This window comes from Flavobacterium sp. UBA7680 (assembly GCF_002482975.1).
GTDB lineage: Bacteria > Bacteroidota > Bacteroidia > Flavobacteriales > Flavobacteriaceae > Flavobacterium.
Genome location: NZ_DLHA01000054.1, coordinates 84,879 through 110,415, shown reverse-complemented (window position 1 = coordinate 110,415; position 25,537 = coordinate 84,879). Strand labels below are relative to the sequence as shown.

The 25,537-nt window shown below is 33.9% G+C and carries 12 protein-coding genes and 1 pseudogene; 3 read left to right on the top strand and 10 right to left on the bottom strand.

Going from position 1 to position 25,537, the window contains the following annotated elements; all coding sequences use genetic code 11:
• Positions 1-169: 169 nt before the first annotated feature.
• From B3C18_RS22410 to B3C18_RS22400, 3 genes are read left to right on the top strand one after another with little or no spacing between them, the layout of a single operon-like run.
• Complete coding sequence (locus B3C18_RS22410) at positions 170-3,589, top strand: RHS repeat domain-containing protein (protein ID WP_291152105.1); 3,420 nt, start codon at positions 170-172, stop codon at positions 3,587-3,589.
• Between the two features lie 4 nt (positions 3,590-3,593).
• Positions 3,594-7,871: a DUF6443 domain-containing protein gene (locus B3C18_RS22405; protein WP_291152102.1), complete on the top strand. Its 4,278-nt coding sequence runs from the start codon at positions 3,594-3,596 to the stop codon at positions 7,869-7,871.
• Between the two features lie 4 nt (positions 7,872-7,875).
• Complete coding sequence (locus B3C18_RS22400) at positions 7,876-8,280, top strand: hypothetical protein (RefSeq protein ID WP_291152099.1); 405 nt, start codon at positions 7,876-7,878, stop codon at positions 8,278-8,280.
• 65 nt (positions 8,281-8,345) lie between these two features.
• Here B3C18_RS22400 and B3C18_RS22395 read toward each other — a convergent pair.
• The 10 genes and pseudogenes from B3C18_RS22395 to B3C18_RS22350 form a co-directional block, all read right to left on the bottom strand.
• Positions 8,346-8,754: pseudogene (locus tag B3C18_RS22395) on the bottom strand (helix-turn-helix domain-containing protein).
• 173 nt (positions 8,755-8,927) lie between these two features.
• A complete protein-coding gene (locus B3C18_RS22390; RefSeq protein WP_291152096.1) occupies positions 8,928-9,899 on the bottom strand; it encodes a M20/M25/M40 family metallo-hydrolase in 972 nt (323 codons plus the stop codon).
• 157 nt (positions 9,900-10,056) lie between these two features.
• A complete protein-coding gene (locus tag B3C18_RS22385) occupies positions 10,057-10,389 on the bottom strand; it encodes an L-rhamnose mutarotase (RefSeq protein ID WP_291152093.1) in 333 nt (110 codons plus the stop codon).
• Between the two features lie 17 nt (positions 10,390-10,406).
• Positions 10,407-11,456, bottom strand: a complete 1,050-nt coding sequence (locus B3C18_RS22380) for a sialidase family protein (RefSeq protein ID WP_291152090.1) — start codon at positions 11,454-11,456, stop codon at positions 10,407-10,409.
• Between the two features lie 90 nt (positions 11,457-11,546).
• On the bottom strand, positions 11,547-13,133 hold the full coding sequence (locus tag B3C18_RS22375; RefSeq protein ID WP_291152087.1) for a SusD/RagB family nutrient-binding outer membrane lipoprotein: 1,587 nt from the start codon (positions 13,131-13,133) through the stop codon (positions 11,547-11,549).
• Positions 13,134-13,152: 19 nt separating this feature from the next.
• Complete coding sequence (locus tag B3C18_RS22370; protein WP_291152084.1) at positions 13,153-16,239, bottom strand: SusC/RagA family TonB-linked outer membrane protein; 3,087 nt, start codon at positions 16,237-16,239, stop codon at positions 13,153-13,155.
• 262 nt (positions 16,240-16,501) lie between these two features.
• Complete coding sequence (locus tag B3C18_RS22365) at positions 16,502-19,162, bottom strand: glycoside hydrolase family 3 N-terminal domain-containing protein (RefSeq protein ID WP_291152081.1); 2,661 nt, start codon at positions 19,160-19,162, stop codon at positions 16,502-16,504.
• 12 nt (positions 19,163-19,174) lie between these two features.
• Positions 19,175-21,424 carry a GH92 family glycosyl hydrolase gene (locus tag B3C18_RS22360; protein WP_256637214.1) on the bottom strand — a complete coding sequence of 750 codons (2,250 nt, stop codon included), beginning with the start codon at positions 21,422-21,424 and terminating at the stop codon, positions 19,175-19,177.
• 4 nt (positions 21,425-21,428) lie between these two features.
• Positions 21,429-22,913: an alpha-L-fucosidase gene (locus B3C18_RS22355; protein ID WP_291152076.1), complete on the bottom strand. Its 1,485-nt coding sequence runs from the start codon at positions 22,911-22,913 to the stop codon at positions 21,429-21,431.
• A 297-nt stretch (positions 22,914-23,210) separates the two neighbouring features.
• Positions 23,211-25,532 (bottom strand): family 20 glycosylhydrolase, encoded by a 2,322-nt coding sequence (locus tag B3C18_RS22350; protein ID WP_291152073.1) that lies wholly within the window; start codon positions 25,530-25,532, stop codon positions 23,211-23,213.
• Between the last annotated feature and the right edge of the window lie 5 nt (positions 25,533-25,537).

Sequence of the window (25,537 nt, the reverse complement as noted above, 5' to 3'; positions counted from 1 at the left end):
AAGAAAAACAATAACATTTTAAATTTTAGTTTATGTATTTTTCAAGACAATTATAAAAATTTGTTAACAAAATCATAAAATAAATACCTTATATAGCATCTTATCTTGTTAATTTCACAAACAAATTAATTTCATAAATACACTCCAATCAAATATAAAAAATTATTAAATGAAAAAGTACTTATTGCTTCTGCCCTTACTAGTTTATAATCTATGTATTGCACAAAGTCCTGGGTTATCTAAGATTATTGCCCCATCACCAAATGCCTCTGCATTAGCTCAATACGCAGACATTCCTGTAAGCAATTATACAGGTATTCCCAATATTTCAGTACCCTTAATTAATATTAAATCAGGAAAAATAGAGTTACCTATAACCGCAAGTTATCATGCTTCTGGTGTAAAAGTAGCTGAAGAAGCAAGCTGGATTGGATTAGGCTGGGCTCTAAATGCCGGCGGAATGATTACCCGCCAAACTAGAGGCCTTGATGATTTTGCTTCTCAAGGCGGATATATCCGAAATCAATTACCTCCTGCTACATCACAAAATCTACCTGATTGGACAGATCCTACAAAACCTTTACCTAATAGCGCAAACTTCGATAAATATTATAATGATTACTATAGTCCTATAGGAAACGATTTTTTGGATCCAGAACCAGATATTTTTTTCTACAATTTTCTCCAATATTCAGGAAAACTTATCTTTGAAAAACAGACAGGAGACGTTTTTAAAGCTATCTCTATAGATCAAAATAATTTAATTTTTTCATATGATACAATATCTAAAGTATGGACAGTAATTGATGGAAATGGATGGAAATACTATTTTGGTTCTTCTAGTTTAAATGCTATTGAAACCACAGCAAATCATAGCACATCCAGTTTAAACCCTATAGAACCAACTAATGATAGAATTTCTGAATATGATCCAGATATTCTTGACAGTGCTTGGTACTTAACAAAAGTTATTACTCCTGAAGGCGATAATATAAGTTTCCAATATGAAAGTACCGGCAAAACAATAAGTCAAATAAGCAGATTTGAACAATTAAAGGATTATCTAAGAACCGTCTCTGAGTCAGGTGGACAATATGCATATCGTTTTGAATCTGAAAATGCAAAAACTAAGTTGTATTCTGCGAGTATGCAGGTAATAAACCCTGTTTATCTTAAAAAGATATCATTCCCAAATGGATATGTAGATTTTTTAACAGAAGACAGGAATGATATAAGAACATTCACTGCAACAGATCCTAAACCTAAAAGACTAAAAACCACAAAATTATTTAATATAGATGGAAAATTAATTAAACAGTTTGACTTTAATTACAGTTATTTTGGAAGCTCAAGTTTTGGAAGTGACATAACAATTGTGGATAATGAAGAAAGAAAATCCAGATTAAAATTGGAATCTATTCAGGAATCTACAACAAATACCAGTAATCAAATTATAAAAAACCCACCTTATGTTTTTTCATACAATCCAACATCTTTACCCGAAAAAACTTCATATTCAATTGATTATTGGGGATATTATAATGGTCAAATTAATAATTCAATGGTTGATTATCAGTTTTTAAATCTTAATATGCAGGATCGTATTCTATTAACAGAGCGTGGATCAACGATATCTACAAAAGCTTTGGCTCCTTTTTATGAAAGTACTACAGGAGGTAATATTTTCTTATCTGGGGCTAATAGAGAAGTAAAAAGTGGGCCTTTAAAAGCGGCAATCCTACAAAGTATTAAATATCCAACTGGAGGAATAGTAAACTTTGAATATGAGCCAAATGATTATTACGATGAAAATCAAACCTTGTTTGAAGATAATTATGTTACAGAATCGTCATTAGTTAATGGACATACCAGTAATAATACTGAAAAGTCTTTTACGCTTGAGAAACTTACAAAAGTTCAATTATACTTTAACATATATAATTTAATGTCACAAAACATAACAGATCAAATGACTGTGGCTTTAGAAGATGTAAATGGTAATAAATTAATATCTCTTGCTCCTTGGTTAAAACCCAACTCAACTCCTGGTTCATTCTTCTCCTATATTACTGTTTTTTTACCTGCTGGAACTTATAAGTTAAGAACCAGAAATAACACTACTGAAACAGTAATAATGGAGGCAAGAGCTACATACATAAAAAAAACTCCAACCAACAAAAAACTAGGAGCTGGACTTAGAATTAAATCTATGGTGACTTATGACCAAAGTAAGTTTTTGAAGCAAAAAAATTTCAACTACTCTAACAATAATATTTCAACTGGTCGTATGATAAGTCCTTATCAATACTTTTATACAGCCAGATTGTTAACTCTAGGTTTTGCCGCATCATACCTTGATATAAAACTCATTTTTCAACAAACAAATGATTATTTGGTTAGAACTTCAGATAGTTCAATTCCATTAGGAAATTCTGCTCAGGGAAGTGTTATAGGTTATAATGAGGTTAATGTTTCCGATGTTGACTTATCAAATAATAACATAGGAACTTCAAAGTATTTTTATAGAAATATTAAAGAGATTCCTTCCGAACTTTTTATGCCGGGAGTTCCAAATGTTGTTAATTTAAGTAATGGACAACTATTAAAAGAGGAGCACTATAATAGAAACAATATAAAAGTAAAAGAAATTGCTACAGAATATTTCAAAGAAAATACCACAAAAAATCTAAAAGGAGTTAAAATATATAGTATGCCACAAAGCATGAGTTCAAGTGTTGAGATACGTTTTTATGATATATTATCAGAATGGTGGCATCCAAAAAGTACTACTGAAACAATTTATGACCTAAATGGTCAAAACCCAGTTACTACTACATCATTGTTTAAATACGATAATCCTCTGCACAAAAATTTAACAGAGACCCAGATAATAAATAGCGTTGGACAAACTTTGAAAACAATCAACAAATATCCTTCAGATTTAACTTCCGGAGTAGATGAAACAAATACTGCTACAATTTCAAGTATGATAAATAACAATGTACTAAATCCTATAGTTAAATCTGAGACTAAGATTAATGACATTACTGTACAATCACGTATTAACAATTACATGATTAAAACTCATAGTGATACAAACTCATCAAATAATATGTACCTCCCAAAAAACATAAAAATGTTAAAAAAAGGTACAACTGCAGATTACGATGAACTAATACAATATAACACCTACGATAATAATGGTAATATCCTGCAAGAACAAAAAACTAACGGAATGCCTATTTCTTATATATGGGGATATAAAAATGAATATCCTATCGCAAAAATAGAAAATGCAGCTTACAACTCTATTCCGGCAAATTTAATTAGTGCTGTTCAAACAGCATCTAATTCTGGAAACGAAGCTTCATTAAAAAATGCACTAAACGCTATTAGAAATGCACCTGAACTTGTAAATGCAATGGTAAGTACTTACACTTATGTTCCTATTATAGGTATTAGTAGTATAACTGATCCTAAAGGACAGATTACTACTTATAGTTATGATTCCTTTGGAAGATTAGAATTTGTAAAAGATTCAAATGGAAACATCCTTTCTCAAAATCAATACCATTATAAAACCAATTAATAAAATGAAGAATAAATTACACCTTATTTTACTATTGCAATTCTTCTTTTTTTTAGGATTTGCCCAAAATAAAACCATATCAAATACAGGTACGGCTGTATCTACTCAAAAAATTGAACCTACCGACCCATGTGAGGATTGTCCTCAAGGATATCAATGGAATTTAGATTCTGATGGTGATGGATACGGTGATCCAAATGTTTATGTTTATGCTGCAACAAAACCTAATCATTATGTAGCCAATCAGTCAGATTGTGATGATAGTAATCCCAATATAACAACTGCTAATAATATCATTTGGTATCGTGATGTTGACGGTGATGGACATGGGGCAATAAATGGGGCAACAACAACAAGCTGTCTTCAACCAACAGGCTATGCAGGAAATAATGATGATATTAATGATGGAAATTTTAATATTACTAACATAATCCCACAAACATTTTATTATGATAATGATGGTGATGGGTTTGGAAATCCAAACATTAGCATTTATTATAGCGTTAAACCTACTAATTATGTAACAAATAATTCTGATTATGATGATGATAAAGCTCTTATTACAAACATACCTCCACAAATGTACTATTATGATTTTGATGGAGATGGTTTCGGAGATCCGAATGTTAGTGTCTATCAAAGTAATCCACCTATTAAGTATGTAAATAACAATACTGATTGTAATATTACTAATCCATCAGTCAACCCTAATACAAAATGGTATGCAGATTTTGATCAAGATGGATTAGGAGATCCTTCTGTCTTTATCCAGCAATGTATTAATACGGGATCAAATTATGTTTTGGATAGTTCTGATAATTGCCCCACAGTATATGGTACAAATGCAGATTGTTCTGCTGTACCGGCATATGACCTTAATTATATTATCATTAGTAAATATAAAAAGCCTACTACTACCACTTTTGTAAACCCGGCAGCTGATAAGGCACAAACTAATATTACTTATTTCGATGGTATAGGAAGGCCTGTACAGCAAATCGCCAATCAATACTCAGCAACTGGAAAAGATATTATTACACATATAGCTTATGACGATTTTGGCAGACAGGTTAAAGAATATCTACCTTATGCATCAAGCCAAACCAATCTAAATTATATGGTACCATATTTTTTGGAATCTGAATTAACTAACCAGTATAAAACAAATTACGGTGTTACCAATAGTAATCCTTTTAGTGAAAAACAGCTGGAATCTTCTCCTTTAAATAGAGTTTTAAAGCAAGCTTCACCCGGTAATGACTGGAAATTAGGTTCGGGGCATGAAATCAAAATGGATTACCAGACTAATAGTGCCGATGAAGTTATTTACTATTACGCTGTTACTACTTGGGATTCTAGCCTTGGAGTAGCCAATATTGATTTAAATACCGGTACTTATACCGCTAACCAGCTTTTTAAAATAGTTACATATGATGAAAACACATCAGCTTCACCTACTGAAACAGCTGGGTCAGTTGTTGAATTTAAAAATAAAGAAGGGCAAGTAGTTTTAAAAAGAACATATGGAACTGTAGGTACAGGAACTTCAAATGAAAAATATGATACTTACTATGTATATGATGTTTATGGAAATCTGACCTATGTAATTCCTCCCAAAGCTGCAGACCTTATTGCGGGATCAGCATCGCTTCAAGCTAATTTAACTTCAACTTCAGAAGTTACTTCTGGGAATTCCTTGAACTTAAAAGCAACAAATTCAATTACATTATTACCCGGTTTTCGTGCTTATAGCGGAAGTACTTTTAGCGCTTCTATAGCAAGTTCTAGTGATAAACAAACAGTATTAAACAATTTATCTTATCAATACAAATATGATCAGCGCAATAGACTAGTAGAGAAAAAGCTGCCAGGGAAGCAATGGGAATTTATTGTTTATGATAAACTAGATAGAATAGTAGCAACTGGGCCTGTAAATTCTCCATTTGTAGATGTAACTGCTACTGGGTGGTTAATCACAAAATATGATACTTTTGATCGCCCTGTATATACTGGATGGATGAACTCAACCCCTGCTACTTCTGCTGGAAGGGCAACATTACAAAACAATCAAAATAGTGCTGCTTTAATACAGTTAAATGAAAGTAAACAAACAACCGGTAATATTGATGGTTTTGATGTTTACTATACTAATCTTATATCTCCAACTACTTTTAAACTTCTAACAGTAAATTACTACGACAATTACACATTTCCAAGTAATCCTGTAATTACAATACCTACATCCGTTGAAACGCAGACGACTTTAACTACTGCTCAGGTAAAAGGTTTAGCAACTGCTTCCTGGACAAGGGTATTAAGTGATTACAATATTAATTTAGGAGAAACAAAAGCTACATTTTATGATATCAAAGGTAGACCGGTTCGCACTTATGCACAAAACTTTTTAGGCGGTTACACTTGTACTGACAGCAAATTAGATGAATTTTCAGGGCAATTAAAATACAGCATTACAAAACATAAAAGAGATGCAAACAGTACTGAACTAGTTACGAAAGATATTTTTGATTATTCTGCACAAGATAGATTGCTTACACAAACTCACCAGATAAATGGTGCAGAACCTGCAGAAGTTATTCTTACTAATACCTATAATGAATTAGGACAATTAATATCTAAAAAAATAGGTGGAAATACTCAAAATATAAATTATAGTTATAATATTCGTGGATGGCTAACAGACATTAATGACATCACATCATTAACTAAAGTAAATGATCCAAAAGATTTATTTGCTTTTAAGATTAACTATAACAACCCTGCAACAGGAATTGCAAATGTAAAACCATTATATAATGGTAATATTTCTGAAACCCAGTGGGCTACCAATTCAGATAATGGTGTTTTAAGATCTTATGGCTACAAATACGACAACTTAAACCGATTAAAAGAAGGGGTTTATAAAAAAGGATCTCAATTAGATGCCTATAATGAAACTTTATGGTATGATAAAAATGGAAATATTACCGGTTTAACCAGAAACGGAAATAATGATACCACTGTACAACAAATTGATAATTTAGCCTATACTTATAATAACAGTAATAATAGCAACCAGCTCGTAAAAGTTGTTGATAGTGCCCCCATAAATTACAAAGCAAATGGGTTTATTGATAGTGCGGCTAACACTGTCGATGATTACAGTTATGATGCCTATGGTAACATGACCAAAGACAACAACAAAAATATTACTGATATAAAATATAACCATTTAAACCTTCCTGTTAAAATAACGTTTGCTACGACGGGGAATATTGTTTATATTTACGATGCAGACGGAAAGAAAGTGCAGAAAATTGTAAATGAGGTTTCAAAACCAAAAGTAACAACAGAATATATTGATGCTTATCAATATGAGAATGGTCTATTGAAGTTTTTTGTTACTACTGAAGGCTATGTAGAAAACATATCAGGAACTTATAAGTATATGTACGTGTACAAAGATCACTTAAATAATACTAGGTTGAGTTATGACAAAAATTTAGCTATAAAAGAAGAAAATAATTATTATCCATTTGGATTAAAACAAGAAGGATATAATTATATTAAAAGCGGTATTGATAAATATAAATACAATGGGAAAGAATTTCAAGATGAATTACAATTTAATGTGTATGATTATGGTGCAAGAAATTATGATCCTGCAATTGCACGTTGGATGAGTATGGACACATTAAGCGAAAAATATATACATATAAGTCCATATGCTTATGTAGCAAACAATCCAACGATTTTTATTGATCCTGATGGGAAACAAATTATTTTCGCAAAAAATGCAACTGAAAAATTTAAAAAGAATTTTGCTCAGGCTATAGCATATTTAAAGGCTAATAAAATGGATGGCTTATTTGCAAAATTACAAGCATCTGATGTTGTTTATACAATTGAACAAGGAAGTAATTTAAGTTTTTTTGATCCATCAAATAATACTATAACTTGGGATGATGAAAATGGAATTATAACATCTGAAAACGAAATTTTATCTCCCACTACACTTCTAAATCACGAAGCCGATCATGCCTTAGAAGAGGAGAAACATCCAATTAAAAAAATGTTTGCAAGATATTTTCCTTCAAGATATGAAAATAGAGAAGAAAAAAGAGTTATTACTGGAACTGAATTAAGAACTGCAAGAGCTTTAGGTGAAATCAAGAAGAAAAATGGAATTACTAGAACAGATCATAAAGGTTTTAGATTACGAACCAAAAGTTCTACATCAAATATTCCTGTAAAAGCACCAACGCATATGCCTGCAAAAACATAAAGAAATGAATAAGTTATTTACATTAATAATATTAGTTTTCAGCGCTTTTGCTTGTAACAAAACGAAAGAAACAAAAGAAACAAGCATAAATAAAATAGTGATACACTCAGTAAATCTAGATATTGATACGGGTTCTGACGTTAGTTGTCAAGATTTCAACTTAACTTTTGGCAGTCATGTAAAAGATAAATCAATAGAAGATAAATCAATTTTGACAGAGCTTGAAAATCTCTTAAAAGAGACAAAAAAAATTAAAAAAAATAAGTCTGTAGATGTAAGAAGAAAAATCGTTATCTATTATAAAGATAAAACAGTAGACACCTTATGTGCTGGCAGATTTAATATTTTAGTTAATAATCAATTATTAGAAGAGAATACAGATCTATTAAATTTTGTACTTGATTTGTAGAACATATTTTATATTGACAAAAAAAGAGACCAAAGGTCTCTTTTTTTACTTATATTTTTTAGAAATTATTTCCCATTCAATAACTTCTCTAAATAAGCATTTTTCTCTTTCTCAGCTTCTAAAACGCTCATAAAGTTTTTTATTTTCCTCAAAAGCTTCTACCAATTTATCAAGAGGATTAAAAGTACAATGGTTTCCAAAATTTACCTGACTATTCTTTGTATCACTAAAACTATTAAAATAGTTAATAGCAGCTTCGTCCGAAAAATTTTTAATTGCTTCCACAGTTACGCCAAGAGCTTTTGCCACTTCTGCAAGTTTATCATCGTCGATAGTTTCACTATTTTCCATCGCAGAAACTGCTTGTTGGTTTGTTCCTAAAGCCTGTGCCAAAGCCTCCTGCTTCATGTCTCTTAATTCACGAATACGGCTTATTTTTCGCCCTATATGATTTGATTTCGTTAATGTGCTCATAATTCAAAGGTAATAATTAGGAATAAAAAATAATGCAATCTGTAAAAAACATATTTATTTCAGTGCGATACAAATTAAAATGAATTCTTGATACTGCATTTACATTTCGAACAAAAATACAATTTTTCGGACAAGTTGAAACTAAAATAAAATTATCAAACGCTATAATTTTCCTAATCCTGCCTTATAAAAACCAATTCCTCATCATAATTCGCAATACTTACCAAAGCATTATAAATATACTTACTCACCAAAGCACCACCTTCAAAATTAATTAAATCAAAATCATCTTCGGGAGTGTGATATTGCGGATGTCCGCCTGTGTGGAAACCTACCGCAGAAATCGAAGCTTTGTAAAAAGAAACATGATCAGATCCGCCCACATCACCAGCGAAAACAACCGGATTTAGTCCGCTGTTTTGTCCTAGTTTTTTCATTAGGTCGACTCCGTTTGGAAAAGTTCCTGCTCCGCCCATATAGATTTGTTTTTCGGCATTTAATCTTCCTACCATATCCATATTCAACATTACTTTTACAGTTTCTTTTTTGATTGGTAAATGATTTATGAAATATTTCGAACCTAATAATCCTTCTTCTTCTCCGCTGAAAGAAATAAAAATAATACTCCTTTTAGGTTTGATTTTCAATTTAGAAACTTCTTGTAAAATACACAACAAAGCCGAAACTCCAGAAGCGTTATCATCTGCTCCGTTATGAATCGCAACTGTATCTTTCTTTTTGCTTCCGGAACCGCTTCCGCCCCAGCCCCAATGATCGTAATGTGCGCCAATAACTATAAAATCATTTTTGAGTTTTTCGTCAGATCCTTCAATATATCCTAAAACATTTTGGGTTGAAACACTGTCGGATTTTGCTTTGTTGATTCCTTCTTTTACAAATACTTTAAAAGGCTGATAATAGTTGTTATTAAATTCCTTTAATCCATACTTTTTAAAATATTTTTTGATGTAAGATGCTGCGTCGTTATTACCTTTTGTTCCAACGAAACGACCTTCTAATTTATCTGAAGAAAGATATTTATCGTGTTTGTAAAATGTCTGCGCTAATTTGCTTTTTTGAGCATTTACAATAAGGCTTAAAAGCAGCAAACCACAAGCAAAGTTTATCTTTTGCAAAAATTTCATAATTAATTTAGTTGTATAAAATGGTACGCGGATGACACAGATTCGCTTCGCGAAAACGCGGATGGACACAGATTTATTTTTAAAATCTATAAATTAAAAATCCGTTTTAATCAGCGTTTTCGCGAAGCGAATCCGTGTCATCCGTGTGCCAATAAATTTATTTAAGCTCAAAAATTTTATTCATTAAAATCCATTTTTCTCCTGATTTGGCTTGTGGTAATGCTTTTTGGAATTTCCACATTAGCCTTTCCCATTCCTGCACTTTTGGATTTTCGGCATCTTGTTTTGCTTTTTCTGTAAATGAGAAATCGTCATTGGCTTCAATAATCATAAACAAGCGATCGCCGACATTGTAAATCTCTAAATTGATAATTCCAGAATCTTTGATGCTTTTCTGAATTTCAGGCCAAACGTTTTTATGGTAATCAATATATTCTGCAATTAAATCTGGGTGGTTATTTAAGTCTAAGGCAAGACAGTGTTTTTGCATAATTCTGTTTTTAAAATTTATTTCAAATCGAATGTTGTGTGTTTGATAAACTTTCGATTATAAGTATACAAAATATGAATCTTTTTATCTGAAGTCTGAATAATCGCTGGATAACTAAATTCGCCTTCAGGCTGGTTTTCTAAATCAAATATTTTTTTCCAATTTACACCATCTTTAGAATATTCTACATCCAAAACATTTCTTCCGTTAAACCAATCTTTCCCCATCTTAAGCGGATTATTCACCAATAAAAAAGATTTATTGGATAAAGTTACGGCATCAACTCCAGAATTTGAATTTACAACATTAATGCTGTCTGTTTTCTGCCATGTTTTTCCATTATCTTCAGACCAAGATGAAATCAGTTTATTATGTCGGCTTCGGGATAAAATCTGGATTTCTTTATCAGAATGAACTAAAAACGTTGGCTGAATAATATCAAAATTCTTCTTGTCGTTAATATCTGTAATTGTCCAAGTGTCTGTCGCTTCTGTGTAGGTTTCTATAAAAACTCTCCATTTATTATCGTCGACACTTTCTGTGCTGCTTCCGCATAAAATAATTCCAGAAGTAGTTTCGATGGGTTTATTCCGAATTGGTCCTAAAATTCCTTTCGGAAGATATTTTGGATTACTCCAACTCTTCCCATCATCTTTTGAAACAATCATAGCACCAAACCATTCTCTAGGATTTTTTCCAACTTTATAAAACAAATACAAATTTTGGCTTTTGCTTTTAAACAAAACCGGATTCCAGCACGGCAGTGTATCGCCGTCTTTAATTAAAGGTTCAATAAGTTTTTTTGGTGCCGACCATTTTTGTTCTTTATAAGATGAAATATAAATACTGACATCTTTTGCTCCTTCGTATTTTCCGCCAAACCAAGCTGCCAGAAGTGTATTATTTTCTAACTCCACCAATGTTGAAGCATGACTGACCGCCGTAACCGGATTTTCTGCAATATAATTTTGAGTAATGTTAACTGCTTTAGGTTCGGTTTTAATTGATTTACAAGCAAGAAAAACAGAAACTAATAAAACAATTGACACATATTTTTTTAAATTCATAATCTAACTTTTATATAAAACAAAAGGAGAGTTTCCTCTCCTTTTGTCATTTTAAGTAAAGATTGTGTGGATCTTTACTCAACCAAATAATTATTTTGTATCCCACCAAAGTTTAGTTCCTCCAGAATCAGGACCTCCAAGTTTAGAGATTCCATCTGTAACAGCATCTTTGTTTGAAGAATATTCGTTTGTAACATAAATGATACGTTTCATTAAGCTTTTTCCAACTCCCGGATCATTATTGTCTGTATTCAACGGCGGATAAATAACTTTCGCATCACTTCTACGTAAATCTGACCAGGCTTCCCAAGATTCTGGGAAAATCGCTAAATACTTTTGAACTGCAATTTGTGTACGCTGATTTGCTTCTGTTGAAGACCAAGCCACAGGTAATTTTACCGGAATATCTTGTAAGTCTAAAGTTGGATAAACAGTAAGTACGTTTGGTAAAGTTGGCAAAGTTGATCCTGCAATGTAAGCATTAATTGCTGTATTATCAACAATTCCCCATTGCTGTAAAGACAATCTAATACCAGTTTCGTATAAACTTTGAGCAGTTCCACCCATGTTCCATCCATTTAAAGCTCCTTCTGCTCTGCTTAAATAATTTTCAGAAGCCATGAAGATTTCAATATTTTTAGATTCACTAAGATTTCCTGCAGCTCCGTTACCCATAACATCATTATTGAAAGCTGAGAATTTAGTCGTTCCAAATTGATCTTGTAAACCTCCAATAGGCTGCCCTCTGTAAACTCCTGTATCGATTGGAGCAAACCATTTTGCTAAACGCGGGTCATTATATCCAACCAAAATACTTTCCATAGAAGAAGTCATTACATAACCCCAACTGTTTACAATCATATTTAAATTGTTTGGAGTAATGTTGCTTGCTTTGAAATAAGCACTTTGATCGTTTGTCTGCATTACACCTGCAGCTACAGCAGCTTCTGCTTCTGTTTTTGCTTGTGCAGGTTCTTTATCAGAAATTCTTAACGCTAAACGAAGTCTTAAACTGTTTCCAAAAACTCTCCATTTTGCCACACTTCCTGCATACACTCTGTCATTTGGCTGAAATGAAGCCACAGTTGTTACAGAAGTAGCATTTAATGTCGCATTTGCTTCGTTTAATAATTTAAAAAAGTCTGTGTAGATAAATTCTACACTATCATAAGCAACTTTCTCTTTTCCGTTTCCTGCTTCAGTGTAAGGAATTGGTCCATAAGCATCAACCATTTGATTGTACATAAAAACTTTCCAGATTTTAAGAACTGCCAAAGCTTCAGCGTTTCCTTCAGATGCTTTAATAGCATTGTTTAAAGCCGGAACTGCAACGGTGTAAAATCTTGTCCATCCACGGCCTTCGTAGCCGTTTACGAATGCATTTCTCTCAGTACCATATCTACAATCTAAATATTGAACAAAAGTAGAAGATAAAATACCTGTAGCAATACCCCAAGTTCCCTGATCATCAACACCTGGCGATGAGTAAGACCCATTGTGAATACCCGCATAAAGTGCTGATGCAAATGATGGTCCTGCTAATGTAGCATCTAACTGATCTTCAGTCAATGAATTAGGATCTTTGTTTATTTCGTCAAAGTCACCAGTGCAGCTTGACAAAATAGAAACTGCCATTAATGCAACTCCTAACGTTTTTATTTTAAAACTATATTTCATGATATCTCTCTTTATTTAATTAAAATCCAAATTTCACATTAACTCCATAATCTCTCGTTGAAGGAATGTTGAAAGATTCTATACCTTGCAGGTTTCCTGTTCCTGCTCCTGCCTCTGGATCAAAATATTTAGCTTTGTTCACGAAGAAGAATAAGTTTCTTCCCACTAATGAAAAATCAATATTTGTAAATCCTGAATTACCTAATATACGTTTTGGTAAAGAATAACCAAAAACAAGCTCTCTTAATCTGATGTTTGTTGCATCATAGATAAAAGGTTCTGCAATAGGAGTTCTTTGTCCAATAGCTGTCCAATATTGCTCTGCCGTAATACTTGTAGTATTTGGAGAATAAGTACCGTTTCCGTTAGAAACAACACCATTAACAACAATTCCGCCTTCTCTTCCTGCTAAAGTAACATCACTAACTCCTAAACCAGCTTGTCTCGCCTGAGTATATGAAATAACTTCACCGCCAATTCTAAAATCAACTAAGAAACTTAAAGAGAAATCTTTGTATTTAAAGTTATTTTTAAAACCTCCAGTCCAGTCTGGGTTAAAGTTTCCGGCACGAACATCAAAACCATTTGTTGCTAATGGAATACCTGCACTGTTTACAATAACATTTCCGTTTGGATCTCTTTGGAAACCTTTAATATATAAATCTCCGTATTCTCCGCCTTGAACAACTTTACTTCTTACCAAACGTCCTTCTCCAAGAACTAATTCATCTCTACCATCATAAATCGATTTTACTTTTGATTTATAAGAAGCGTAGTTTGCTGTAATATCCCAGCTAAAATTTTCTGTTTGAATAGGAGTTGCTGTAAGCGTAAGCTCGATTCCTTTATTTTCAATATCACCACCATTTACAATCGCTCTTGAGAAAGATGAAGATTCTGGAGTATTGATATAGAAAATTTGGTTATCCGTTAAGGTATTAAAGTAGGTAAAATCTAATCCTAAACGATTATTAAAGAATCTCACATCGGCACCAAACTCTGTAGAAGATGAAATCTCTGGTTTCAAGTTTGGATTAGCTTTTGTACTTTGTCCGTATAACATACCACCGTTTCCACCAATATATGAAAATCTTTGTTGAGTTTGATAAGGATCAGTATCGTTACCAACTTGCGCATAAGAAGCTCTTAATTTTGCAAAACTGATTACTTCTGGCAATTTAACCATGTCTGAAATAACAGCTGAAAGACCTACAGAAGGATAGAAATAGTCTGTTGGTAAAGTCGAAGACCAGTCATTTCTTGCCGTTAAATCTAAGAATAAATAGTTTCTGAAACCAATTTGACCAAATCCGTAAACAGAATTAATTCTTTTTTCTGAAGCTGTAGAAGTTGATTGAATTGTTTGTACGTTAGACAATGCAAAATAGTTTCTTTTACTTAAAACTCCTCCTGAATTTAAAGCTGAATTACTTTGCTGTAATGAACTCGCACCAGCATTAAGTCCAACAGAAAAATCTCCAAATTTTTCATTGTAAGAAAGTAAAGCATCAATATTCAATTCACTTACGGTTTCATAAGATTCGCTGTATGAACCTAAGTTATTATTGAATGCTACAGTTGCATATCTGTTTCTTACGTTTTTGTTTGTCATTTGGTCTAAACCAGCTCTACCTTGTAAACTTAACGTTTTTGTAAATTCATATTTAAGGGAAGCTAAACCAATGAATCTGTTTCTTTTATCTGAACGGGCATCGTCTCTTAAAGCTGACCAGAATGGGTTTCCACCCGGAGATCCTGTTTCGTCGATAAAGTAGTTCATTTGTCTTTGTCCAGCAGCATCAAAATATTCGAAGTTTTTATAATCGTTATAAGCGATACTACGAGGTAATAAATAAGCTGATGTTCCAATAGATTCTTCACCAGTTCTTAATAAGTTATCAATGTCCTGAACGATGTAGTTTGTTTTTACATCTAATGATAATTTATCAGAGATTTTACTAGTCAATCTTAAGTTAAGATTGTGCCTGTCTAATTGGTTTCCGCCAACAATACCTTCAGCGCGCGTGTTAGTGTAAGAGAAATAACCCTGCGCTTTTTCGTTACCCGCTGTTACTGTTAAAGTATTAGCTAAATTGTAACCTGTTTTGTAAAAATCAATTACGTTGTTTGGTTGTGGAGAATAACTTTGTGTAGCCGGCCCAGCATAATTTGGGTTACGAACTAACTGCCAGTTTGAAACCTGACTTCCGTCTAATTTTCCTCCCCAGCTTGAACTAGAAGTTGGATTGTAAACTCCGTTTGCTCCCTGTCCATACTCATTTTGTAAATTCATCAAGTTGTATGCAGATGAAGCCATAAAATTAGAAGATACCGAAACCGATGTTTTTCCTGATTTTCCTGATTTTGTTGTAATTACGATAACACCATTACTCGCTCTTGATCCGTAAAGAGCTGCTGCAGAAGGTCCTTTTAAAACAGTCATCGAAGCAATATCCTCCGGATTGATGTTTGAAATACCATCTGGCTGTGTAGTTCCTCCTGTATCAATATCAGGATTTGTTGTTGTTGTACCGTTACTAATAGGCACACCATCTACTACATATAATGGTTGGTTATTTCCGTTAAGAGATCTGTTACCTCTTAATGTAATTCTTGAAGAAGAACCAACACCATTTGAAGTTGTAGAGTAGTTAAGACCAGCAACTTTACCAGATAGTGAGTTAGCAACGTTTAAAGACCTTGCTTCTGATAATTCGTCTACTCCAATGTTTTGAGCTGAATACGTAATTGCTTTTTTCTCTCTCTTGATACCAAGAGCAGTTACTACTACTTCTCCTAATTGTTGTGCCGAAGCTCCTAAAGCAGCATTAATGGTAGTTTGAGTTCCCACGGCCACTTCTTTTGAAGCTGAACCAACATAAGAGAAAACCAAAACTGCTGATTGATTTGGAACCGTAATAGAGTACTTACCATCAAAATCTGATGATGTACTTGTTTTTGTTCCCTTAACAACAACATTTGCCCCTGGGATCGGAATTCCGCTTTGGGCATCTGTTATCGTTCCTTTTACTGTTGTTTGTGCTTCCAGATTTTGAAATCCAAATAAGCATATCACAAACAGTAATTTTAGTACGTTCTTGATCATATTTAGTTGTTTTTTGAGTTAATAACATGTTAAACTTAAGAATACATTTTGTTAACAGGATATAATTTCGACAAATGACAAGTTTGAAAAGGTGTTGGGAATACATTTATCATTTTAGGGTACGAAAACGTTTTAAATTGTAATCTTTATCCTCTTTATTTCCAACACCTTGTTCGCATTAATCGAGGTGTTTCACTCTTTTTTTAACAACATTCTTTTTTAATTGACTTAAACGTTAAATATATTGTTCAATTTGCGCGAATTAGTTCAAAACTTTGAAATTTGTTTTGATCAAATCTGTAGAATTTCCTCCAACCATAACTTCAAAATCTCCAGGCTCTACAACGCGTTTCATTTCTCTGTTCCAAATAGATAACTCATCTGATGTAAGTATAAACTCAACCGTTTTGGTTTCACCTTTCTTAACATTTAATCTTTTGAATCCTTTTAATGTTTTTTCAGGAGTTGTAGTACTGCTGTAAACATCTTTAATATATAATTGTGCAACTTCGTCTCCGTCTCTACTTCCAACGTTTTTAACATCAACCGAAACTTTTAGCTCTCCGTCAGCTTTAATTTCTTTTGCACTGATCTTTAAATTTGAATATTCAAACTTCGTATAACTCAATCCGTAACCAAATGTATATAAAGGATGTTCACTCTCTGCTACATATCTATGAATCGCAGATCTTTTTTGGTTATAATATATAGGTAGCTGTCCAACAGATTTTGGAACTGTAATTGGCAATCTCCCACCCGGATTATAATCTCCAAATAAAACATCAGCCACAGCTCTTCCTCCTAATTCTCCCGGAAACCAGCCTTCAACAACTGCCGGAATATTTTCTGCAATCCAGTTTGTCGAAAGCGGACGTCCGTTTAACAATACACAAACCACAGGAGTTCCTGTTTTTTGAATTTCTTCGATCAATTCCTGCTGCATTCCGAATAAGTCTAAAGAAGCAACATCTCTGTTTTCCTCCACCAATTCGTTTGATTCTCCTAAAACTACAATGGCAACATCAGCTTTTTTAGCAGCGTCGATTGCAGGCTGTAAGTTTACTTTTTCTAAGTTCCAGCGTAAGTGCGCTCTGGCTCCCCAGCCGCCTTCCCACATTTCAATGCGGACTTTGTATTTTTTTCCTGCTTCAATATTTTTTGGCGTTGTAACCATGCTTGTCGCACCTTTTGTCCAGTTGTCAATTACCAATTGATCATCAATCCACATTCTGATTCCGTCATCAGAACTTAAACCTATCCAGCCGTCAAATGCTTTATCTGATTTTATGTAACCAGTCCAGCGAATAGAGAAATCATCATCTGTAACTCCGTCACCAGGCGACCAAGGCCAGTCAAACTCTAATTGATTGTCAATACGTGTCAACGCCGGAGTTCCTTCTACATTTCTGTTATTGAAATATTCTCCTTTTAATCCGTTTTGAGCTTCATCTGGAGTAAATAAATATTTAGATGGAATAATTTGTCCTTTTACAATTAATGGAACGCCTTCTTCATAAACTACATTGGCCGTTTTTCCAACTAATTGCTGAATACCTTCGTAAACTGTCTTTCCAACGCTGTTTTTTGGAGCATATCCTCCAAGTCTTGAAGCATTTGCATTTGGTCCAATAACCGCAACATTTTTTATCTCTTTGCTTAAAGGCAGAATGTTGTTGTCATTTTTCAACAAAACCATAGATTTCTGAGCCGCTTCCAGAGCTACATTTTGATTTTCTTTAGTATGAAAACGTTCTTTAATTAAGTTTTTATCTGTGTATGGATTTTCGAATAATCCTAATAAAAATTTCAAACGTAAAACTCCTCCGGCAGCACGGTCAATCTGCGCCATTGTTAGTTTCTTTTCGTTTACCAATTCTATAATGCTTGTTTGCCAAAATTCATTTGTAAAATCATAAAACTGCATATCAACTCCCGCTGCAATCGCTTCTCTGATACTTTCTTTTGGAGAACTGGTAACAAAATGCGTTACCTGAAGATATTTTATAGCTCCTAAATCTGAAACTACAATTCCTTTAAAACCCCATTCGTTTCTCAAAACATCAGTCAATAACCAATGATTGGCTGCACAAGGAATTCCGTCTAATTCAGAATACGCACACATCGTTCCCAATGCGCCGCCTTTTCTGAATGCTTTTTCAAATGAAGGCAAATGATCTTCTCTCGCCGAACGTTCTCCGACTAAAATTGGAGAAGAATTTCCTCCCGCCTGCGGAATACCGTGAACAGCGAAGTGCTTAGGTTCTGCAATAATCGAACGATCTGATTTTAAATCATCGCCTTGCATTCCTTTAATCATCGCTAAACCAATTTCGCTGTTTAAATACGCATCTTCACCAAAAGTTTCGGCAACACGTCCCCAGCGAGGTTCACGACCTAAATCTAAATTTGGACCTAAACCAAAATGAACACCATGCGATCTTGCTTCCATCGCAATTACTTTTCCCACTTTGTCCATTACGCCTGTATCCCAAGTTGCTCCAAGACCAATGTTCATCGGGAAAGCTGTACTTCCTTCATCTAAATAACCGTGAAGCATCTCGCACATAATCAATGCAGGAATTCCCCATTTATTTTTTTTAATTATCTCACTTTGAAGGTCATTAATCATTTTAGCCGAACGTGGATAAATATCATGAATCGCCCCAATTCCCAGATTTCCAATTTTAGCATCTGATTTTACTTTAGAGAAATCTTCTTTTTCTTTAAAAAATTCGCCTTTGTACATATCCATCTGGCGCACTTTTTCTTCAAGCGACATGCGGCTTAACAAGTCTTTTACCCTATCTTCTGTCGGTAGTTTTGCATCTTGATACGGGTATTTTTTCTGCGCATAGGTTTGGTTAAAAAAACCTACAGCCATTACAAAAATAATGGCTGTTTTTTTGATTTTGAGTTGTAACATAGTTGTGAGAGTTTAATTTTGAATCACTTTGAGCGTTCCTCCATTCACAAAATCATCGTGTGAAATAAAATAACTGTTCAGTGGTTTTCCGTTTAATTCTATTGTTTTGATTTTTCCATCGGTATTGATTTCTTTTTCAATAACAATATTTTCTTTTTTATAATATCTTGAATCTAATTTGATTGTTACTTTATCAAACATTGGTGTTGTGATCGTATAAATTGGGTCGCCGGGAGATATTGGATAAAATCCCATCATAGAATATACTAACCAAGCCGACATTGTTCCGGTATCATCATTTCCTGGCAATCCTTTTGGTTTGTTTTGGAAATATTCCTGTACCAGTTTTTTAACCAGTTCCTGACTCCTCCATTCTTCGCCTTTTACATAATTGAATAAGTAGGGATAAGCAATATCCGGCTCGTTTGCCATATCAAATTTTTTGGTATCAAAAACTTTTTGTAATTGATCTGTGAAAGGTTTATCACCGCCCATTAATTTCATCAATCCTTTGATATCATGCGGAACCATAAAAGCATATTGCCACGCATTTCCTTCGATAAAACCAACATTTGCTTCAAAATTAGATCCTGCTTCCGGGTCAAAAGGTTCGTACCAATTTCCGTTAGCAATTCTTGGACGGAGTAATTTTAAATTTTTGTCAAATAATTTTTGGTACGATAATGAACGTTTAGCAAAACGTTTATAATCTTCTTTTTCACCCAAAGCTTTTGCTAAAAGTGAAATCGCATAATCTGAAGTATTGTATTCCAGCGTTGTAGAAACAGGTCCGGGATAATTAGTCGATAAATATCCTTTTTCTATATATTCTTTAAGCCCCGGACGCAGCGGATTATTTTCAATTTGGTCTGCACCTTTAAGCATGGCATAATAGGCTTTGTAAACATCAAAATCCTGAATTCCTTTTAGGCAGGCATCAACAATAACGATACTTGCCGGATCTCCTACCATTGTAAATGTTTCTGTAGAATTTAATTCCCATTTTGGCAGCCAGCCGTTTTCATCGTACATTTTCAACATGCTTTTTATCATATCCGATTGTTGCTTAGGATAAACTAAAGAGGTTAACGGATGCATGTTTCGATACGTGTCCCATAATGAAAATACGGTATAACGCGTGCCATCGGTTTTACCAATCTTGGTTCTTTTAATCTGCGGATATTCTCCGTTTACATCATTTAAAGTATTCGGGTGAATTAACGTATGATATAAAGCTGTGTAGAAAATTGTTTTATCATCTTCTGAACCGCCTTCGACTAAAATCTTCGAAAGTTCGTCGTTCCATTCTTTGTAAGTGTCTTTATAAACGGCATCAAACGATTTATCTCCGGTTTCTTTTTCTAAATTTTCTCTGGCATTTTCGATGCTTACATACGAAATTCCAATTTTAACTTCAACCGTTTCTTGTTTGTCGAATTTGTAGCTGAAATAACTTCCAATACTATCGCCAACTACTGTTTTGATTGTATTTTTCATTATTCTTGCCTTGCCATTATATCCTGACATCCATTGTGCTTCAACACCGTTGTATTTAGAAGGTTTTTTCCAAACGCCGAATTTTTCAGCAGGTTTAGAAAACTTGGCTACAAAATAAACCGGATAAGCATCTTCCGGACTATTGTAACAAAACGAACCAACGGAACGCATTCCTTCAATTTCTGTCGAAGAAACAACTTTAATCATCGAACCTTCTTCATTCGTTAATCCTAAACCAAGATTTATCAAAATGTTCGACTGCCCTTTCGGGAAAGAGAATCTGCTTACTCCAACTCGTTTTGAAGCCGTAAATTCTCCTTTAACTTTATATTTCTTGAGGTCAACGCTGTAATATCCGGCTTTTGCGACTTCATTAGAATACGTCGATCCATATTTTAAATGATCGATTTCCAGATTTCCGGTTGTTGGCATCAATAAAATAACACCTAATTCAGGACAACCTACACCGCTTAAATTAACCTGACTAAATCCGGTTAAAAAGGTATTTTCGTTTACATATGGATTCGAAAGCCACTGACTGTCTTTCTCCATTGGAGTATTTTTTACTCCGGCAACATTAAACGGACTTATACTTGCCATTCCGCGTGGCGCGATTGGTCCCGGAAAAGCAGCTCCAAAATTGGAAGTCCCAATAAACGGATTCACATAATCTGCCGGTTGTTGTGCAAAACTTGTGATGCTAAAAAACAGCATGCAAAAGCTGCATGCTGTTTTTAAAATTAATTTTTTTGATATTGAAAACATATTCTTATCTGTTAATAGCTTCTATTTTTAAAGTCCATGCTTCTTTTGCAGGTAAATTATTTCTAAGGCTTTCCGGAATTACAACTTTAAATCCATTTCCTTCTTTTGTCCATTTTAAAGAAGTTTTAGAACCTAACATTGTAATTTTTGTTCCTTTTTTAGGGCTGATCGATTTCACTGTAACGCTTGCAGGAATTTTATCTTCTCCCTCTTTTGCTAAATAAAAAGCAAATACATTTCCGGCTTTATTTTGTGTAAAGCAGATATTATCTTCTTTAAAAGGCTCGATTGGTTTAGTATCATAAATCGCAACACTGTTTACTTTCATCCAGTCTGCGTAAGCTTGTAACAAATCATAAGCACCTTGCTGCCATTCTCCTTCCGGACTTGGTGCAACGTTTAATAATAGATTTCCGCCTTTTGCAACAATATCAACCAACATATGAATTCCTTGTCTTCCCGTCATGTATTTTGCATCTGGAGTATACGACCATCCGCCGCCAGAAGTAATACAAGATTCCCAAGGATAAGGTAATGTTTTTGCCGGAACACGACCTTCTGGAGTTAAATAATTTTGGTTTTTTCCGTGAACCGCTCTGTCAACCACAATTAATCCTGGTTGTTTTTGGCGTGCTTTCACTACCAATTCGTCCATTTTTGGATCCTGATCTACAACTCTGTGTTTGATGAATCCATTTTTAGATTCGTTTTCAGCAAATTTCTCGTCGTAGTTTTCTTTTAAGTTTTGCTGATCTCTTTTTCTAACCCATCCTCCGTCAAGCCATAAAATATCTACTTTACCGTAATTGGTAAGGATTTCTAAAATTTGGTTGTGCGTGAAATCAACATATTTCTGCCATTTTTCCGGATATAACGACGGATCGTAATTTACGTTTCTGTCGAAAGGTGGAAAATATGGATCCCAGTAATTTTCGTTATGCCAGTCTGGTTTAGAGAAATAGGCGCCAGTTGAAATATTCTCAGCTCTAAAAGCATTGAAAACTTCTTTCACAACATCGGCTTTTGGATTTGTGCTGAAAGGACAATCTTTGTCTGTTACTTTATAATCAGAATATTTAGTATCGTACATATTAAATCCATCATGGTGTTTGGTGGTAAAAACCATGTATTTCATTCCCGCTGCTTTTGCCGCTTTTGCCCATTTTGTGGGATCAAATTTGGTTGGGTTGAAAGTCTTTTTCAAACCTTCATAATCTTTTACATATTGATTATAATTGGCAGGATTGCTTCCTTTTTTACGTTCGCACCATCCATAATCTTCAGGGCATATTGACCATGATTCTACAATTCCCCATTGGCTGTATGTTCCCCAGTGCATTAATAATCCAAACTTTTTGCCTTGCCATGCTTCTAAATTTTTCAACACCAACGGATCCGTTTCCGGTACATAACGCTCATCTTCATAAATGGCCTGCGAAAACATTTGAACGGAAAATAATAACGCGATTATGAATATTCCTCTTTTCATCTTTATTCTATTTATAGTTTTTTGTTTTTGTTCTTTGTTTAATTGTATAAATCACATTTAAGATATTGCGACAAAGTGTCCTTGCTTCACAACTTTGTCAAAGTTTTAAACTTTGACAAAGCTTATGCGTATTTTTTGTCATTTCGACGAAAGGAGAAATCGCACTAGGAATTCCTCAAAGCAAATCGACAATCTTTGTCGATAAACTAGTGCGATTCCTCGTTCCTCGGAATGACAGACTTAACCTGAACTTTGTCAAAGTTTAAAACTTTGACAAAGTTCGAAACGTGCTAAGTTTTAATTCACTAAAATCTCATCCACAAACAACCAAGAACTTTCCCCTTTCGGGCTTTTCTTAAGGTTATAAGCGATTACTTTTACAAATCGTGTATTAACTTTTCCAAAATTGATTTTGAAATCCTTCAATTCCGAAGTCACATTTGGAGCATACGGACGTGATACTTTACCAACTTCCTGGTATTTGATTCCATCATTAGAAACCAAAACTTTCACTTTTACAGGAAAATTAACTCCGGCTCCCTGACTTTCTAAAGCTCCTACGATTACCTGCTCAACGCTTTCCTGTTTTTCAAAATCGATTACCAATTCCATATCATTAACAAGCCACGCCTGCCATTGTCCGTCGTGAAAGTTTTTGCTTCCTCGAATTGTGTTGACCATTGTATTAGCATCACCTTTATAATTATCATTATAAGGCGTTAAATATTTTACTTTTTGTGCAAAAGCTTTATGGAAAATAATCGTATCAGTAAATACTTTACCTATTGGTTTATCGTCCTGAAACAGCGAAGCTTTTAAGATTGTTGTTTGCTTAAAATCAAGCGGAATCATATATTTTGAAGCATGATGATCAATATTTCCATCGCCTAAAACATATCGAATATCCGGATTTGGGAATTCATTTTGCAAAGACACACTCACTTGTTTATTAGCCAAATTTGCTGTTGAAGAAGAAGTTACCAAATAAGCACTTTTTGCATAATTGATTCCCAAATAATCGTAACGATTTAACATCGGTTTCAGTCTGGTTGTAAAATCAATCCAGTTTCGGCTTTCTTTTGAACTCCATAAAACCTCAGCCATAGCCGCCAGTCTTGGAAAAATCATATATTCAGAATCCTTTGGTCCCGAAAGATATTCTGCCCATAAATTAGCCTGTCCGCCCAAAACATGATTTGCTTCTGCAGGTGACATTGTAGGCACAATCGGCTCAAATTCGTATACTTTATTTAAAGGATTATAAGCATCAAAAGCCAATGGTTCTTCATTTTGAGGGCCTTGATAAAAATTAAAATAACAAGGAGATTCCGGAGTCATAATTACATCGTGACCTTGATCTGCCGCTTCAATACCGCCTTTTGTTCCTCTCCAGCTCATTACAGTTGCTTCTGGAGCTAAACCGCCTTCTACAATTTCATCCCAGCCTATAACTTTTTTACCTTTAGAATTGATGTATTTTTCAATACGTTTTACAAAATAACTTTGCAGTTCCGTTGAATTTTTCAACCCTAAATCTTTCATTCTTTTTTGGCAGTTTGGACATTTATCCCAATTGGTTTTTGTCGCTTCGTCGCCTCCAATATGAATGTATTTTGATGGAAAAATCGTCATTACTTCGTCTAATACATTCTGTAAAAATTCAAATGTAGATTCTTTTCCTGCGCAATAAATATCTGTAATAGGCCAAACTCCGCCAGACGGAACGCCGATACGCTGATCAAAACAAGCCAATTCCGGATAAGCTGCAATGGCAGAACTTACGTGTGCCGGCATTTCGATTTCAGGAATTACCTCGATGTTTTTAGAAGCTGCATATTTTACGATTTCTTTTAATTCTTCTTGTGTAAAAAATCCTCCGTAAGTTCCTTTTTCATCAGGATTTGTAGCTAATCTGGCATTCCATGCAACATTTTCCTGATTCACTCTCCATGCTCCAACTTCTGTAAGTTTAGGATATTTCTTAATTTCAATTCTCCATCCCTGATCGTCTACTAAATGCAAATGCAAAACGTTCATTTTGTGCATTGCCAAACGATCGATGGTTGCCAGAATATAATTTTTATCGAAGAAATGACGCGATAAATCCAGCATTAAACCTCTCCATTGAAAACGCGGTTCGTCTGTAATCACAACATTCGGAATCTGCCATTTTGCAGATGAAATTGCATAAGTGCTTTCAATAGCCGTAGGAAGTAATTGTCTAATCGTTTCTAATCCGTAGATAAAACCGGCATTTCCTTTAGCAGTAATTGTGATTATATTATTGTTTACCTCAACTTTATAAGCTTCTTTATGCAGATTTGGATCTGTTTTAAACTGAACAAAATTGTTTTGCGGTGCTTTTACGCCCAAAATTGGTCGCCAGCCTGCTGCAGTTTCAAATTTGTTGATTAAAGCGTTTGAAATATCTTTTTGAAAATCAGTATTGGCAACAAAAACGGTATTTTTAGAAAACTCAAAACTTCCAGATTGAATCAAAACTTGATTTGGTTTCGGAATAATTTGAATGTCTTTTGCAGTAAAAACTTTTTTCTGACTGTAACCCAAACTTAAAACAGTTAAGAAGATTAAGACGAATAAGGGTTTTAATGATCTCATAATTA